The following is a 15,431-nucleotide window of genomic DNA, read 5'->3' as shown; positions in this document are numbered from 1 at the left end:
TCTCTCAGCCTGCCAACCGGATCGCACCCAGCAGCACGTCAGCCAGCTCGGGTCGGCACATCAGCAGGTCGGGCAGATACGGGTCGGGTCGGTTATAGACCAGCTCGGAGCCATCCAGTCGGGAGGCGTGCAGGCCCGCGGCCAACAGCACCCCCGCGGGCGCGGCCGAGTCCCATTCCCATTGCCCGCCGGCATGAATGTAGGCGTCCGCGTCGCCGCGCACCACCGACATCGCCTTCGCGCCGGCCGAGCCGATCCGGACCAGTTGGATGTCTAAGCGTTCTCGCAGCCGGTACAGCACCGCAGGCGGCCGGCTCGAGCTGGCGGTGACGCGAATGGGTCCGCCGTGTGGCGATCCGTTCGCGGTGACGGTGTCGCTGCGGTACAGCTCGCCGGCGGCGGGCAGCGCGACCGCTGCGTCGGTGATGGCACCGTTCGGCCCGCCGTCCCGCCGCCACAACGCCACATGGACAGCCCAGTCGTCGCATCCCGGCGTGGAGAACTCCCGAGTGCCGTCCAGCGGGTCAATGATCCAGACCCGGTCGGCGCCCAGCCGGGACAGGTCGTCATAGGCTTCCTCGCTGAGCACCGCGTCAGCCGGCCGCGCAGCGTGCAGCCGCCGCAAAAGCAGCGAATTGGCCTGGGCATCGCCGATGTCGCCGAGCAGCCAGGGATAGTCGAAGCCCACCTCGTCGCGCACCGCCAGCAACAGCTTGCCGGCATCTTCGGCCAATTGCGCGGCCAGCGCCGCGTCGGTCGGGTCGTGGCAGGCCGGGTTCACCCGACCAGTATTGCCGACGGGCGCGCGGCACCGGTCGCACGCGGTCTGACGTCAGAGAAAGTCAGCGGTTTCCCGCAATCCACTCGGCGGTGAAGCGCTGCAGTTCGGTGATGCCGGTGCCGAGTTGACTGCTGATCAAGCCTTCGATCCGGCCTCCGATCAATGGGACTGTGACCGCGACGGTCCCGCGCACCTGCAGCCGCGACCCGTGCTGGGCCGGCGCCAGCAGCGCCTCACCGCGTCCAGATAGCGGGACCCCGCGCATCGCGACGACAATCTCCCCGCGCACCTGTCCCCGGTCGATCGGAGTCCACGTTTCGCAGTGCGTGGTCTCAAGATCACCGCGGCCGATCTTGGCCACGACTTTCGGCAGATGGTCACGCAGCACGCTGGCCTTGACCACTATGCTCACCGCACCGCGGCTGTCGACATCCAACGCGTCTAACCTGGCGGTGTCGTTGCCGGCGGCCGCCAGCCTGGCTTGCCAGTAATCGTTGTCGCCGAACGCCGAAAGTATTTGCTCGACACCGGCCGGAGAGTCGGCCGAATAGGCGAACGCGCGCGGCATAGCAAGGCACGGTACCGTTTTCGACGAAGACCACGCGTCAAAACGCCGGCCACGGAATGGGACGATGCCGATCCGGAGTAGGCATCACCGGGTTGTCCAGCAACGCGCGGGCGCGCCGGCGTAGCGCCGCGATTTCGCGGGCGGTGATGTGCCCGGTCAGGGTGTCGGCGAGCGGGCCGCGCAGCGCTTCGCTCAGCCCGGCGACCGCGTCCAGGGTCTCGTCGTCGACGGGTTTGCCGGCCCAGCCCCACAGCACCGTGCGCAACTTGTTCTCGGTGTGCAGGCAGACACCGTGGTCAACGCCGTAGACGTGTCCGTCGAGTCCGCGCAGGATGTGGCCGCCTTTGCGGTCGGCGTTGTTGACCAGCACATCGAACACCGCCATCCGCCGCAGCCGGATGTCGTCGGCGTGCATCAGCACCACTTCGTCGCCGGCGTAATCGTAGGCGCGCAGCACGGGCAAATAGCCCGGTGGCGGCTTGCTTGCGGGAAACAGGTCCACCAAGTCCGGGCCCGGATCGGGATCGCAGTCCGGCGTATCGCCGGGTTGGTGCACCCACAGCTGAAGCATGCCGCGACCGGCCGGACCGTCGCGAATGATGGTGTAGGGCACGATGTTCCACCCAAGTTGGGTGGACACCAGATATGCGCCGAGTTCCCGGCCGGCCAGCGTCCCGTCGGGAAAGTCCCACAGCGGCTGCTCACCGGCGATCGGCTTGTAGACGCAGTGCACACTGCGCTGGCCGCACGTCGCCTCGCACAGGAAGGTCGCGTTGCTGGCCGAGCGAATGCGTCCCAGGACCGTCAGCTCGCCGCGCCGCAGAACCTCGCGATCATCAGGCCTCGGCGTCATCGTCAGACCCGAGCAGCGCGCTGCGCCGATAGCCGTTGGTGCGCGCGCAGATGTGCCCCTCCGGGTCCAGCGGTTCGTCGCACAGCGGGCAGGGCGGACGGCCCGCCGCGATCACGCGATGCGACCGGGTCGCGAACTGCCGGGCCGACTCCGGGGTCAAAAACACCCGCACCGCGTCGGGTCCCTCCTCGGTGTCGTCAAGCACCACCGACGCATCGAACTCGGTGTCGGTGACGGCCAACAATTCGACCACTACGGTCTGCGCCTCGGAATCCCAGCCGAGCCCCATCGTTCCGACCCGAAACTCGGCGTCGATCGGGGTGATCAGCGGGTTGAGGTCGTCAACCTCGGTCGGTTCCGGCGGCACGGGTGTGCCGAACCTGCGGTGCACCTCATACAACAGCGCGCCAATGCGGTCAGCGAGCACCGCGACCTGCTGCTTCTCCAGCACCACCGACACCACCCGGTTGTCATGGACGGCTTGCAGATAAAAGGTGCGGTTTCCGGGCTGGCCGACGGTCCCGGCGACGAAGCGGTCGGGGGTACGAAACACGTGAATTGCTCGGGCCATGGCATCTCCAAAATACCGGCAATTGTCGTTCCCGTGTAATGCCCAGCAATTGCCGGGCATATTCGTCCGGGTCTATTCAAGCCGGACGTGAGTCAGCCCGTGGAGCCGCCCACCACCGCGTCACCGGGCGCCACGTCACCGCCCGGCGCGGCATCCGGAGACGGCGCGCCGGTCAGCGCGGCGGTCAGCCGTGCGCCGGTGTGGTTGACATGCAACACAAATGGGCGCAGCTGGGTATAGCGAATCACGCTGATCGACGCCGGGTCGGCGGTGATGCGCTGGAAGCTGTCCAGATGATTGCCCAGCGCATCGGCAAGGACAGCCTTGATGACATCACCGTGGGTACAGGCCAGCCACAGGGCGTCACCGCGGTGCTGGTCGGCCAGGCGCCGGTCGTGCTCGCGAACCGCGGCCACCGCGCGCACCTGCACCTGCGCCAACCCTTCGCCGTCGGGGAACACCGCTGCGCTGGGATGCGCCTGAACCACCGCCCACAACGGTTCTTTGGCCAATTCGGAGATTTTGCGGCCGGTCCACTGGCCGTAGTCGACCTCGGAGAGCCGCTCGTCGACCACCGGCTGCAGACCCAGCACCCCGGCGAGCGGTTCGAGTGTGCGCCGGCAGCGCAGCATTGGCGAGGACACCAGCGCCCGGATGGGCAGCTCGGCGAGCCGGGTGATCAGGTCGGCGGCTTGTTCGCGGCCGGTGTCGTCGAGGTCGACGCCCTCGGAGCGGCCGGCCAGCACCTGCGCGGTATTCGACGTCGATCTGCCGTGCCGCAACAAGATGACCGTCATGTCGCGGCCACCGTCCCGGCGGCGAGCAAACCGAGCACGCTGATGCCGGCGACCACCCGGTATGCGACGAACCAATACATGCTGTGCCGCACCAGAAACCGCAGAAACCACGCCACCGCGCTGAAGCCGATGACGAACGCGATCACCGTAGCAACAAGCAGCTGGGGCGCGGTGGCACTCATCCCCTCGCGCACCGGGTGGAAGGCGTCGGGCAGCGAAAACAACCCCGAGGCGAACACCGCCGGGATCGCCAGCAGGAAACCGAATCGGGCGGCCAGTTCGCGGTCGAGCCCGACGAACAGCCCGGCGCTGATCGTGGCCCCGGAGCGAGACACCCCGGGGATCAGCGCCAGCGTCTGGGCAAAGCCCACCGCGACAGCGTCCCAAACCGTGAGCTGCTCGACGCCTCGGGTCTGCGGTCCCAGATATTCCGCGGCCGCGATCACCGCCGAAAACACCAGCAGCGCCGTCGCCACGACCCAGAGATTGCGTGCTCCGGAGCGGATTTCATCGGTGAAGAGCAGCCCGAGCACACAAATCGGCACGGTGCCGACGATGACATACCAGCCCAGCCGGTAGTCGGTGCCGCGCTGATCAAGGTGGTGCCCACGGCCGGCCCGGGCGCCCGGGCCGGGTCGTGCCGTCACCGGCGAGCGCACCAGCCCGTTGAACCAGGCCACGCCGATGCGCCCGATATCTCGGGCGAAGTACACCAGCACGGCGACCTCGGTGCCTAGCTGGGTGACCGCGGTGAACGAAGCACCCGCATCGGCACCGAACATGATCCGCGACGCGATCGCAAGATGCCCCGATGACGACACGGGCAGGAACTCAGTCAACCCCTGGATCACCGACAAAACGACGACCTGCCACCAAGACATCGCCGGGGCCGCAGTCACGACGACGACCGTACCGGGTGCGCGGCGGCACCGGTTGACGGGCGTGGCTGACGGTACTAGCGGCAGACCGGTGCGGCCTGAGCGACCGAATCACGAACGGCCGCGGCGAGACTACGTTCGTCGGTGAGGTCGATGCCGACCAGGCTGCGGGTTGCGGTCGCGACGACGTCGTCAGGCTGGGGCACCGGCCCGCTCAACCGGGGCCGGTAGACCTCGACGACAAGCGAGCGACGGTCGGTGTGGAACGCGAAGCTTCGCCCCTCCACTTGCCCATACCCGCTTGCGAAGATCCCGGTCGACATGTCCTCGATGACAAATTCGGGACGGGCATATTGGCGGTCTTCGGCGACGGTCATGGCCGCGGCTTCCCCTCAGTGCTGCGCGCTGCATCATCGCGGACCCGGGTCATGCGCTGACCATACCTCCCGCCAACCCCCGCGAGACGCCTGGCGCACCCGGGCCGCAGCCGACAATGTTGCCGAGCAGCCCCCTAGAATCAGACCCCGATCCCAGCTCCCATCGCATGCTTCCAGAGTTACTTGGTGACGCGAATCTGTAAACCCCCGGATCGTCGTCGCGTCGCTGGCCTGCTGTTTTGCGTGACACTCGCCGCGGCATGTTCGTCGACCCCCCTCGACGCAGCGCCGCCGACGATCTCGCCGGCGAAACCCGCTGATTCTCCTCCGCCGGCCGCCCGGCCGGCCGGCGTGGTATGGCCGCTGGGCGGGCACCCGCAAGCGGCGATGTTCGATGCGGGCACCTCGCGGCTGGCGGTGTTAAGTCCCGGCCCGGGGCCGACGGCGCCGGCAGCCATCACCTTGTTCGCTGCCGGCCAACCGCCGCGGGCCGTCACACTGCCCGGTCCGGCGACCGCATTCACCGGCGACGACCGCGGCACGGCCTACGTGTCGGCGCGTGGGGGCTATTTCGTGGTCGACCTGGCGGCGGGCCACGCCACGCGGATCGACATCGCGGGCGCGCACGGCAGCGAATTCACCGCCATCGCCCGTCGCGCCGACGGCAAGCTGGTGGTGGGCAGCGCCGACGGCGCTGTTTACCTGCTGGACCGACCCACGGGCGCCACCGCGGCTGTTGCCAAACCAAGCAAGACCTTCGCACGCGTGGATTCCATTGTGACACAGGGAAATACCGCCGTCATCTTGGACCGCGGCCAGACCTCGGTGACAGCGGTCGGCCGCGACGGGAACGCCGAACAGGCGCTGCGCGCCGGCCTGGGCGCAACCACCATGACCGCCGACCCGGTCGGCCGGGTGCTGGTCGCCGACACGCGCGGCGGCCAGCTGCTGGTGTTCGGCGTGGACCCGCTGATCTTGCGCCAGGCCTACCCGGTGCGCCAGGCACCGTACGGTGTGGCCGGCTCGCGGGAACTGGCTTGGGTATCGCAGACCGCAACGAATATGGTCATTGGTTACGATCTGGGCACCGGAATACCCGTCGAAAAGGTACGTTACCCAACCGTGCGGCAACCCAACTGGCTGGCTTTTGACGATGCGTCGGGCACGCTGTATGTGGTGTCGGGGTCAGGTGACGGAGTCCAGATGATCGAGCACGCGGCGGGTGGGCGTTGACCGCGGCGCGCCGCGGCCGATTGCCCGCTGAGTGGGACACCGAGATGTCCGACGAATACGAGTGGGTGCCGTTGCGGCTGCCACCCGAGGTGACCAGGGTCAGCGCGTCAACCCGGCTATCCATCGAGGCAGAGTACCGCGGTTGGGAGCTGACCCGGGTCCGGCTCTACACCGACGGCAGCCGGCGGGTGTTGTTGCGCCGCAAAAAAGTCCCCTCTCGACCGGCGGCCCGACCAGCCCGAACTGTGACCGGTCCGGGCACAGACCGTCAGCGGCTTTACCGCGCGGTGCGCGGGCTGCTATTTCTGCTGCCCGCCGAGACCGCCCACCGGCTGGTGTTTCTGCTGCTTCGCGCCGTGACCGCCGTCCCGCCCCTGCGCCGACACCTGCGCCGGCTGTTGGCGCCAAGCGATCCGGTGCTGGCCAGCACGGTTTTCGGGGTGAGCTTCCCCCGGACCGCTCGGGCTGGCCGCCGGCTTCGACAAGAACGGCCTTGGGCTGCACGTGTGGGGCGCGCTGGGCTTTGGCTACGCCGAGGTCGGCACCGTCACCGCCGAGCCTCAGCCGGGTAATCCGGGTCCCCGCCTGTTCCGGCTGCCCGATGACCGGGCACTGCTGAACCGGATGGGGTTCAACAACGCCGGTGCCGGTCAGCTGGCGATCCGGCTCGCCCGCCACCGGGCCGACGTGCCGATCGGCGTCAACATCGGTAAGACCAGGGCCACCCCGGCGGCGCGTGCCGCCGAGGACTATCGGACCAGTGCACGCCTGGTGGGCCCGCTGGCGTCGTATCTGGTGGTCAATGTCAGCTCACCCAACACCCCGGGCCTCACCGACTTGCAGGCGGTGGAGTCATTGCGACCCGTCCTGTCGGCGGTCCGCTCCGAGACGTCCAAGCCGGTGCTGGTGAAGATCGGGCCGGACCTGTCCGATTCCGACGTCGACCGGATAGCGGATCTGGCCGCGGAGCTGGGCCTGGCCGGCATTGTGGCGACCAATACCACGCTCTGCCGCGACGGTCTGGCCACCGCGGGTGCGGACGCGCTGGGCAGCGGCGGCGTATCGGGGCCACCGCTGGCGCCCCGCGCCACCGAGATCCTGCGGCGGCTCTATGCACGCGTCGGCGACCGGTTGGCGCTCATCAGCGTGGGCGGCATCGAAACCGTTGACGACGCATGGGAGCGCATCACCGCAGGCGCCTCACTGCTGCAGGGCTACACCGGCTTCGTCTACGGCGGCGGCTTGTGGGCCAAGCGGATTCATGACGGCATTGCCCGCCGCCTGCGCGACGGCGGGTTCGCCACGCTGAGCGAGGCGGTCGGGTCGGCGACGCGCAAGCGTTAGGGCCGGACGGCTACCGCTGCTCGTAGGTGCCGTAGATGACCGCTCGCGCGATCGCGCGCTGGAACAACTGGAATCCGAGAAACGCGGGGCTGGCGTCTTCGGTGAGGTCAAGTTTGTCGACGTCGACGGCATGCACCGCGACGTAGTACCGGTGCGGACCGTGGCCGGGCGGCGGGGCCGCGCCGACGTAACGGCGCATGCCGGCGTCGTTGACCAACGTCAACGCGCCGCCGGGCAATTCGCGCCCGTCGCCGATGCCCTCCGGCAACTCGGTGACGTTGGCCGGCAGGTTGGCCACCGCCCAATGCCAAAACCCGGACAGCGTGGGCGCGTCGGGGTCATAGACGGTGACTGCGAAGCTGCGCGTCTGCTCGGGAAACCCGGACCAGCTCAAATGGGGGCTGGCGTCTTCGCCACCAGCGCCCAGAATGCCGCTGATCTGGGCGCTGGCCAGCGGCTGACCGTCGGTGATCGACTTCGACGTCAACGTGAATGACGGCAGCTTGGGCAGCCGGGCATACGGGTCGGGCAGTGTGGCCATGATCAGTCCTCTCGTCTCCTCAGCAGTGTGTCAGAAAATTCGCCAGCACTTGGGTGCCGAACCTCAGCGCGTCCACGGGTACCCGCTCATCGACGCCATGGAACAGCGCGGAGAAGTCCAGGTCCGGGGGCAGCCGCAGCGGAACGAAGCCAAAGCAGCGAATACCCAAGCGCGCGAACGCTTTTGCGTCCGTCCCGCCGGATAGCATATAGGGCACTGTTCGGGCGTCGGGATCGACCGCCAGCAGCGCCGCGTTCATCGCGTCGACCAGGTCGCCGTCGAAGCTGGTTTCATACGAGGGCAGATCCCGGATCCATTCGCGAACCACGTCCGGCCCGATGAGTTGGTCGACTTCGGCCTCGAACGCCGCCTTCCGACCGGGAAGCACACGGCAGTCCACCATGGCCTGTGCCGTGGCGGGCACCACGTTGGCCTTGTAACCCGCCTTGAGCATCGTCGGATTCGCGGTGTCGCGCAGCGTGGCCTTCACGATGCGGGCGATGGGACCAAGCTTGTCAATCGCCCCTTCCAGGTCGGGGGACTCCGTGTCGAAGCTATGCCCGGTTTCTTCCCCGACAGCGGCCAGGAACTGCACCACGGTGTCGCTGAGCACTAACGGGAACCGGTGGCGGCCCAGCCGCGCGACCGCCTCGGCCAGCGCGGTCACCGCGTTGTGGTCATGCACCATCGAGCCGTGCCCCGCCCGGCCCCGGGCGGTCAGCCGCATCCACTGCAGTCCCTTCTCGGCGGTCTCGATCAGGTAAAGGCGGCGTTCGCCGCCGTTTCGGCGCGGCACTGTCAGCGAAAAACCGCCGACTTCGCCGATCGCCTCGGTCACCCGAGCGAACAGGTCCGGGCGGTTGTCGACCAGCCAATGCGCCCCGAGCTTGCCGCCGTTTTCCTCATCGGCGACGAACGCGAACACCAGGTCCCGAGGCGGCACGATGCCGGCCCGCCGGAATTGGCGGGCCACCACGATCATCATGCCGATCATGTCCTTCATGTCGACCGCGCCGCGGCCCCAGACGTAGCCGTCCTCGACCGCGCCGGAGAACGGGTGCACGCTCCACTCGGCCGCCTCGGCCGGCACCACGTCGAGATGACCGTGGATCAGCAGCGCTCCGCGTGTGCGGTCCGCACCCGCTAGCCGGGCGAACACGTTGCCGCGGCCGGGCGCGCCGGATTCGACGTAGTCGACCCGGTAGCCGACTTCGTCCAGCTGTTCAGCGACCCACCGGGCACACTCGGCCTCGCCCTTGGTGGTCTCGGGTTCGCCGGTGTTGGTGGTGTCGAACCGGATCAGCGTGCTGACGACGTCCACCACATCATCGACTGGAACACCGGCTGGAACCGTCACAGTCACCTTTCCTACCATTGGCGGGTGCGCCCCGACCGTATTGCGCGGCCCGTCGGCCGCACCCGCACAGCCCACGTCCTGGCCGCGCTAGTTTGGGTCGGGAAAGACCAATCCGATAGCCTTAGCTGCCACACTTGTTGGTCTGGTCCGAGTGGCGGAATGGCAGACGCGCTAGCTTGAGGTGCTAGTGCCCTATTACTGGGCGTGGGGGTTCAAGTCCCCCCTCGGACACACTGGTCGGTAGTTGTCGGCCCGTGGCCGCTGGCCAGCGGGCGGATGGTGCCGAAATCAACTCCGCCACTTGCTCTTTTCGCACGAATCCGCGGAGCCTGCGCCGTTAAGATCATGCGATGACGTCCTCGGCACTGCACCGGCCGCGGCACAAGTCGGTGGTAATCACCGGCGCGTCAAGCGGACTCGGCAGGGCAGCTGCCATGCACCTCAACGATCTGGGCTACCGGGTGTTTGCCGGCGTGAGATCGGAGTCGATCGCCGAGCAGCTGGCCAACCTGCCTCCGTCGACAGGTGAACTGATTCCGGTGGTGCTAGACGTCACCGATGTGGCCTCGATCGCACGGGCTGGCGACTACGTGGAATTGCGGTGCGCCGACACCGCGTTGTGGGCGCTGGTGAACAACGCCGGCATCTGTATCGGCGCGCCGCTGGAATGTGTGCCAATTAACTTAATGCGCATCCAACTCGAGACAAATCTTGTTGGGGCCCTTGCGGTTACACAACGATTCCTGCCCTTGTTGCGGGCGTCGAAGGGCCGGATCGTCAACGTCAGTTCTGGTATCGGCGCCGTCACACCGCCGTTTTTGGGTGCCTATGCTGCCTGCGAGTTCGGTAAAGAAGGGCTCAGCGATGCGCTGCGGCGTGAATTGCGGCCATTCGGGGTGCGCGTGTCGGTCATCGAGCCCGGTGTGGTCGAGACACCGATGTGGCGCAAGCTGCATGCCTCGGCCGAGCAGGCCATCGCCACGGCACCCGCCGAAATCGCCGCGATTTATCGGACCCGCTTTACCGCCTTTTTAAACGCCTGCGAAGCTCGCGCACACGCTACCAAGACCACCCCCATGCACTACGCCAATGCGGTTGCTGCCGCCGTGGTCGCCAAACGGCCGAAAATCCGCTACCGGGTGGGCCCGGATTCGTGGGCGAGTGCGCTGGCCCGCCGCGTCGCGCCGGATCGACTCACCGATGCGCTGATCGCGCTTGCCCTCAAGCTTTCGACGTAAGGCCCGTACCGGCGCATGCGACGGGCCGGTTTGAGCTGCTGGCGCGGAGGCAAGCCGCAGTGCTGGAACCCATGTCTCGATGTCGCCGCCGTCGTAGGCTGGGTGTCACCAGCAGTCGAGAGTACGGCCGATGAACCGATCGAGTGGCTTTCTTGGGCGAACATCGCGGCGCACCTTCCGCGACCGTCGCGAAGCCGGCCGTGTGCTGGCTGAAGAACTCTCCTCGTACCGGGGCCGGGATGGACTGCTGGTGTACGGGCTGGCACGGGGCGGCCTGCCCGTCGGCTGGGAAGTCGCCGCCGCGCTGCACGCCGACTTGGACGTGTTTTTGGTCCGCAAGCTCGGTGTGCCGCAATGGAGCGAACTGGCGATGGGGGCGTTGGCGAGCGGCGGCGGCGTGGTGATGAACGACAACGTGGTGTCGAGCCTGCGCATCAGCGAGGAGCAAGTGCGCGCGGTCATCGAACGCGAATCCGCCGAACTCAAGCGGCGCGAGCAGGCCTACCGTGGCGGCCGACCGGTTGCTGATCCACGTGGTAAGACCGTGATCCTCGTCGACGACGGCATTGCCACCGGTGCCAGCATGCTCGCCGCGGTGCGCGCCGTGCGGGCGGCCGGCCCGGAATCGGTGGTGGTCGCAGTCCCGGTGGGCCCGCCGTCAGCTTGCCAGCAACTCGGCGAAGAAGCCGACGACGTGGTGTGCGCGATGATGCCGCCCGCTTTCGAGGCCGTGGGGCAGGTCTACGAGGACTTCCATCAGGTCACTGACGACGAGGTTCGTGAGCTGCTCGCGACCCCACCGTGGCCGGGGGCCGAAACCTAACGGGTGTCGTCGTCCTTGCCGCCCTGGCCGCTGCCGGGGGCGGGATGCTCGCCAGACTCGGCAATGTCCTCCGCTGCGACGTCCTCGGGGTAGTCGGCGTACAACGCTTGCTGGCTGCCGAGGTCGGCAGCACCGGCCTCGTATTCGCTCGGGCCAGTCGCGGATTCCGACTCGGCGGTCACCGAGACCGGCTCACCGGCAGAGGCACCGACCTGACGTCGCCGGCGTTCCTGCAGCGCGTCGACGATCAGCAGCACCACGCCAAGCACACTGGCCGCGATGCACACCCACGCCACCAACGCGTTGCTGGTGACGACCGCGAATACCAGTGCGGCAAGGCCTATCACCGCAAGCACCAGCGCAATAATCAGCATCGGTCATCCTCCAGCCGGCGGGACTTTGGCTGCTTAGCCTGGCAAACAGCCACCGCGCACATGCGAGCCAGGCCAGCTACGCTAGTTAGTACCCCGGTTGAACTGATTGAATCCACCGGCTTCGTTGGTTGCGCTGGAATCAACCGGCGCGGCCGAGCCACGTTGGCCGAGTTCTTCGAGTTGGGATTCCAGGTAGGTCTTCAGCCGGGTGCGGTATTCGCGTTCAAAGGTCCGCAGCTGTTCCAGGCGGCCCTCCAGCACGCTGCGCTGCTGGTTGATGGTTCCCATGATTTCGGAATGCTTGCGCTCGGCGTCGGCCTGCAGCGCGTCGGCCTTCTCCTGGGCCTGGCGCAGCTGGGCCTCGGAACGGGTTTGCGCATCGGCCAGCATCGCGTCCGCGCGCTGCCGGGCCTCGGCAATCGTTGCGTCGGCTTCCCGCCGGGCCTCCGCGATGATGTGGTCGGCGTTGACGCGGGCATCCGCCAGCAGCTTCTCGGCCTCCACCTTGGCTGTGCTGGTCAGCCGGTCGGCGGTGTCCTGAGCCAAACTCAGCACCCTGGCGGCCTTGATGGCCTGGTCCTGGCCGATGTCGTCGGGAGCCGCGGGCGCAGGTTGGGGTTCGGGCTCCGGGCGATACAGCGGCATGGCCTCGGTCGGTTGCGCACCGCTACCGGCGCGGGCAGTTGCCAACTCCTGCTCGAGTTCGCTGACCCGTTGGCGCAGATCGGAGTTCTCCTCGATGAGCCGGGTCAGTTCAGCTTCCACTAGGTCGAGGAAGGCGTCGACCTCGTCTTCGTTGTAGCCGCGCTTGCCGATCGGCGGCTTACTGAACGCCACATTATGGACGTCGGCTGGTGTGAGCGGCATTCTTTGCCCCCTCGACTCTGTGCGGTTAAACCGGTCTGGAAAGTGTAGGACGGCATGGTAGCCGTACCGCAACTGCCGCCCATCCTGTCACACCAGACCCGGCGGTTGCAGATTAGACCGATAATTAAGAACGAATTTCAAATTTTAAGGTTTATCAAATCGCGTCCTTAAAGGATCGAGAAAACCGCGCCGCGAACACATTTCGGTGCGCTCCGGTGAACAGCCGCGGCTTACGCCGCAGCGCCAAACGCCAGCTGCATGCCGATGAACGCCACCAGCAACAGCACCATGATCGACAGGTCGAAGCGAACAGTGCCGATCGTGAGCTGCGGGATCAGCCGTCGCAGCAGTTTTACCGGCGGGTCGGTGATCGACATGATGAGCTCGAGGATCACCACCGTGGCGCCGCGCGGATGCCAATCACGACTGAACGAGCGGACGAACTCGACAACGACCCGCGCGATCAACAGCAGCCAGAAAACGAACAGCGCGAAACCGAGGATTTCGAAGAACAGCGCCAACGACAGCCCGACCTTACTTACTTCAGAATGTGACATCGACAACAACGCCGCCCGCGACCAGGGTGACGAGCGTCAGCCTACCGACTTGGTCGGCGCGGACACATCCGACCGGCTCGCAGCGGGCCTGTTACTGGTAGGCGTAGAACCCGGTCTCGGCGATTCGCCGGCGCTCCTCCGGCGTCACCTCGACGTCGGCGGGCGAGAGCAGAAACACCTTGGTGGCGACCTTGTCGAACGATCCGCGCAACCCGAATGCCAAACCGGCGGCGAAGTCGACCAGCCGTTTGGCTTCGGCGTTGTCCAGCGAAACCAGGTCGATGATTACCGGGGTGCCGTCGCGGAAGCGCTCGCCGATAGTGCGGGCCTCGGTATAGTCCTTGGGCCGCAGCGTGGTGATCTTCGAAAGGGGGCTGCCCTCGTCGAACATCATCGCCATCCGGCGCGGGTCCATCGCCAGGGCGCCGCGGGTCGCGCCCCGCAGCAGCCCGAATCGCGGTCGCGCCAGCTCGGTACGGTCGTAGTCGCGGGCCCGGAACCGGTGGTCGTCGGCGTAGCCGCCACGGTAACCGCCCGGCGGGTAGTCGTCGGGCTCAGCGTGGGGGTCGTCGTAGTCACGGCCGTCGTAACGGCGATATCCGTCCTCGAACCGGTGCCGCGGGTAGCCGCGGCCCGGGGCGCGGTCGTCGTCGTAGTACTCGTCCTCGTAGTCCTCCATCGGCGCCATACCGAAGTAGGCCTTGACCTTGTGCAGTGTGCTCATCGCGGGACCCCTTCTGGATGCGGTGTCTGTGATGAAGGTGTGACGACAGTGACTACTCACGGTGACCGTAGCGGTCGCGGGCCCAATAACGCTGTACCGACACGCACACAGGTCGAACCGTGTCTTATCGCTGCTTCCAGGTCGTTCGACATCCCCGCGGACAGCCCAACCGCGCTCGGGTGTGATCGGCGCACCCGCTGGTGCTCCGACCGCAGACGTTCGAAGGCCGCGTCCGGATCCCAATCCAGCGGCGGGATCGCCATCAACCCGATCAGCTCGAGGTTTTCCGCTGCGGCCACCCGGGCGCAGACCTCGTCCACCGCCCCGGACGTCGAGATATCCACGCCACCGCGTGACACGTCGCCGTCGAGACTGATCTGGACGTAGACCCGCAGCGGGTCCCGGCGACGACCTTCGGCGCGGGCCGTGCCCACCGCGCGGTCGAGTGCGGCCGCCACCCGCGCGCTACTGACCGAGTGGACGGTGTGTGCCCAGCGGGCCAGCGACCGCGCCTTGTTGCGCTGGACCTGGCCGACCATGTGCCAGCGCACCGGCGGTGACCCCGCACCCAATATGCGGGCGACTTCCCGAACCTTCGCCGACGCTTCCTGGTCGCGGGATTCGCCAATCGACGTACAACCAAGCCGCGACAAAATCACCACATCGGTTGCTGGAAAGAATTTGGTTATTGGCAAAAGTTCTATTTCGTCGACTTTGCGCCCGGCCGCCTCGGCGGCCGCCGCCAATCGGGATTGCACCGTTGCTAGCGCGCGGGCCAATTGCGATTCGCGGTCTTCTCGGCCCTCCGCGCCCCGCCCGACGTCGGCCATGGCGATCATTCCATCCACACCAGTGAGGCCATCCGCCCCGTCGGCGCGCCCCGGCGGTGACTGAACAAGCTCGGGTCATCCACTGTGCAGCGCGGATCGATGTCGATGGCGGTGACCCCCAAATCACTTAGTTGACAAGCGATTCCGGCCCGAAGATCGAGTCCGGGAGTGCCCGCCGGCGTTGTGGTACGACTGCCCGGGAGCGCCGCCTCGACCTCGTCGGCCATCGCCGCGGGCACTTCGTAGTTGCTCCCGCTGACCGCGGGGCCGAGCAGCACAGAGACGTCGTCGGCGTGAGCGCCGAGGGTCAGCATCACCTCCAGCGCCCGCGCCACCACTCCGCGCTGGGCGCCGACACGGCCGGCATGGACCGCGGCGACCACGCCGGCCCGCGCGTCGGCCATCAGCACCGGCACGCAATCGGCGGTCACCACGGCCAGCGCCAGCCGCGGCGTGGCGGTGACCAATGCGTCGGTGCCGTCGACCGCGCCGTCACGCGGCTCGTCGACCACCTCGACGCGATCACCGTGCACCTGATTCATCCACACCACCCGGTTCGCGCCGAGCCCGACCGCCGCGGCCAACCGGGCCCGGTTGGCCGCGACTGCCGCGGGGTCGTCTCCGACGTGATCGCCGAGGTTGAACGTGTCGAAGGGCGGCGCCGACACGCCGCCCGCCCGGGTGGTGATCACTCGCCGGATGCGATAGCCCACCTACC

The 15,431-nt window shown here is 67.5% G+C and carries 17 protein-coding genes, 1 tRNA gene and 3 pseudogenes; 6 read left to right on the top strand and 15 right to left on the bottom strand.

What is annotated here, in order from left to right; translation table 11 throughout:
- Nucleotides 1-4: 4 nt before the first annotated feature.
- The 7 genes from MHEC_RS10290 to MHEC_RS10260 all read right to left on the bottom strand — a co-directional run bounded on the left by MHEC_RS10290 (nucleotide 5) and on the right by MHEC_RS10260 (nucleotide 4,825).
- Entirely contained in the window at nucleotides 5-781 is a 777-nt protein-coding gene (locus tag MHEC_RS10290; RefSeq protein WP_048892099.1) for a 3'(2'),5'-bisphosphate nucleotidase CysQ, read from the bottom strand.
- Between the two features lie 61 nt (nucleotides 782-842).
- Nucleotides 843-1,349, bottom strand: coding sequence for a DUF2505 domain-containing protein (locus tag MHEC_RS10285; protein ID WP_048892098.1), 507 nt, complete (start codon nucleotides 1,347-1,349; stop codon nucleotides 843-845).
- A 37-nt stretch (nucleotides 1,350-1,386) separates the two neighbouring features.
- Entirely contained in the window at nucleotides 1,387-2,202 is an 816-nt protein-coding gene (locus MHEC_RS10280; RefSeq protein WP_048892097.1) for an SCO1664 family protein, read from the bottom strand.
- Nucleotides 2,186-2,773 (bottom strand): DUF3090 domain-containing protein, encoded by a 588-nt coding sequence (locus tag MHEC_RS10275; protein WP_048892096.1) that lies wholly within the window; start codon nucleotides 2,771-2,773, stop codon nucleotides 2,186-2,188. Before MHEC_RS10275 ends, MHEC_RS10280 begins: the two co-directional genes overlap by 17 nt.
- A gap of 92 nt (nucleotides 2,774-2,865) precedes the next feature.
- Nucleotides 2,866-3,570, bottom strand: coding sequence for a histidine phosphatase family protein (locus MHEC_RS10270; RefSeq protein WP_048892095.1), 705 nt, complete (start codon nucleotides 3,568-3,570; stop codon nucleotides 2,866-2,868).
- Nucleotides 3,567-4,451: an undecaprenyl-diphosphate phosphatase gene (locus MHEC_RS10265; RefSeq protein WP_048892147.1), complete on the bottom strand. Its 885-nt coding sequence runs from the start codon at nucleotides 4,449-4,451 to the stop codon at nucleotides 3,567-3,569. Before MHEC_RS10265 ends, MHEC_RS10270 begins: the two co-directional genes overlap by 4 nt.
- A 74-nt stretch (nucleotides 4,452-4,525) precedes the next feature.
- Nucleotides 4,526-4,825, bottom strand: a complete 300-nt coding sequence (locus tag MHEC_RS10260; RefSeq protein WP_048892094.1) for a hypothetical protein — start codon at nucleotides 4,823-4,825, stop codon at nucleotides 4,526-4,528.
- A 195-nt stretch (nucleotides 4,826-5,020) separates the two neighbouring features.
- Between MHEC_RS10260 and MHEC_RS10255 the strand changes: the two genes are divergently transcribed.
- The 3 genes and pseudogenes from MHEC_RS10255 to MHEC_RS10245 all read left to right on the top strand — a co-directional run bounded on the left by MHEC_RS10255 (nucleotide 5,021) and on the right by MHEC_RS10245 (nucleotide 7,402).
- Nucleotides 5,021-6,058: a hypothetical protein gene (locus tag MHEC_RS10255; protein WP_048892146.1), complete on the top strand. Its 1,038-nt coding sequence runs from the start codon at nucleotides 5,021-5,023 to the stop codon at nucleotides 6,056-6,058.
- Nucleotides 6,055-6,307 (top strand): annotated as a pseudogene (locus MHEC_RS10250) (DUF5703 family protein). Before MHEC_RS10255 ends, MHEC_RS10250 begins: the two are co-directional and overlap by 4 nt.
- Nucleotides 6,304-7,402 (top strand): annotated as a pseudogene (locus MHEC_RS10245) (quinone-dependent dihydroorotate dehydrogenase). The pseudogenes MHEC_RS10250 and MHEC_RS10245 overlap by 4 nt, the downstream one beginning before the upstream one ends.
- Before the next feature lie 10 nt (nucleotides 7,403-7,412).
- On the opposite strand, the gene MHEC_RS10240 reads toward MHEC_RS10245, so the two are convergent.
- Nucleotides 7,413-7,943, bottom strand: coding sequence for a YbhB/YbcL family Raf kinase inhibitor-like protein (locus tag MHEC_RS10240; protein ID WP_048892091.1), 531 nt, complete (start codon nucleotides 7,941-7,943; stop codon nucleotides 7,413-7,415).
- A gap of 19 nt (nucleotides 7,944-7,962) precedes the next feature.
- Nucleotides 7,963-9,318, bottom strand: coding sequence for a M20/M25/M40 family metallo-hydrolase (locus MHEC_RS10235; protein WP_048892090.1), 1,356 nt, complete (start codon nucleotides 9,316-9,318; stop codon nucleotides 7,963-7,965).
- Between the two features lie 127 nt (nucleotides 9,319-9,445).
- Here MHEC_RS10235 and MHEC_RS10230 point away from each other — a divergent pair.
- The 3 genes and pseudogenes from MHEC_RS10230 to MHEC_RS10220 form a co-directional block, all read left to right on the top strand.
- A tRNA-Leu gene (locus MHEC_RS10230) sits at nucleotides 9,446-9,531 on the top strand.
- Between the two features lie 119 nt (nucleotides 9,532-9,650).
- Nucleotides 9,651-10,538, top strand: a complete 888-nt coding sequence (locus MHEC_RS10225) for an SDR family NAD(P)-dependent oxidoreductase (RefSeq protein ID WP_048892089.1) — start codon at nucleotides 9,651-9,653, stop codon at nucleotides 10,536-10,538.
- Between the two features lie 109 nt (nucleotides 10,539-10,647).
- Nucleotides 10,648-11,361, top strand: a pseudogene (locus MHEC_RS10220) (phosphoribosyltransferase); the annotation flags it as partial.
- Here the strand turns inward: MHEC_RS10220 and MHEC_RS10215 are convergent.
- From MHEC_RS10215 to pgeF, 6 genes are all read right to left on the bottom strand, one after another.
- Nucleotides 11,358-11,735: a hypothetical protein gene (locus tag MHEC_RS10215; RefSeq protein WP_048892087.1), complete on the bottom strand. Its 378-nt coding sequence runs from the start codon at nucleotides 11,733-11,735 to the stop codon at nucleotides 11,358-11,360. The pseudogene MHEC_RS10220 and the gene MHEC_RS10215 overlap by 4 nt on opposite strands.
- An 81-nt stretch (nucleotides 11,736-11,816) precedes the next feature.
- Nucleotides 11,817-12,602 (bottom strand): DivIVA-like cell division protein Wag31, encoded by a 786-nt coding sequence (gene wag31 / locus MHEC_RS10210; protein WP_048892086.1) that lies wholly within the window; start codon nucleotides 12,600-12,602, stop codon nucleotides 11,817-11,819.
- A gap of 230 nt (nucleotides 12,603-12,832) precedes the next feature.
- Entirely contained in the window at nucleotides 12,833-13,123 is a 291-nt protein-coding gene (locus MHEC_RS10205; protein ID WP_048892145.1) for a YggT family protein, read from the bottom strand.
- A 127-nt stretch (nucleotides 13,124-13,250) separates the two neighbouring features.
- Complete coding sequence (locus MHEC_RS10200) at nucleotides 13,251-13,883, bottom strand: cell division protein SepF (RefSeq protein ID WP_048892085.1); 633 nt, start codon at nucleotides 13,881-13,883, stop codon at nucleotides 13,251-13,253.
- 56 nt (nucleotides 13,884-13,939) lie between these two features.
- The gene (locus MHEC_RS10195) at nucleotides 13,940-14,722 is read right to left on the bottom strand and encodes a YggS family pyridoxal phosphate-dependent enzyme (protein WP_099869345.1); all 783 of its coding nucleotides are present in this window, start codon (nucleotides 14,720-14,722) and stop codon (nucleotides 13,940-13,942) included.
- Nucleotides 14,719-15,426 carry a peptidoglycan editing factor PgeF gene (gene pgeF, locus MHEC_RS10190; RefSeq protein ID WP_099869343.1) on the bottom strand — a complete coding sequence of 236 codons (708 nt, stop codon included), beginning with the start codon at nucleotides 15,424-15,426 and terminating at the stop codon, nucleotides 14,719-14,721. Before pgeF ends, MHEC_RS10195 begins: the two co-directional genes overlap by 4 nt.
- Between the last annotated feature and the right edge of the window lie 5 nt (nucleotides 15,427-15,431).

It is taken from the genome of Mycobacterium heckeshornense (assembly GCF_016592155.1).
GTDB classification, from domain to species: Bacteria; Actinomycetota; Actinomycetes; order Mycobacteriales; family Mycobacteriaceae; genus Mycobacterium; species Mycobacterium heckeshornense.
This window is presented reverse-complemented; position numbering and strand designations above follow the sequence as displayed.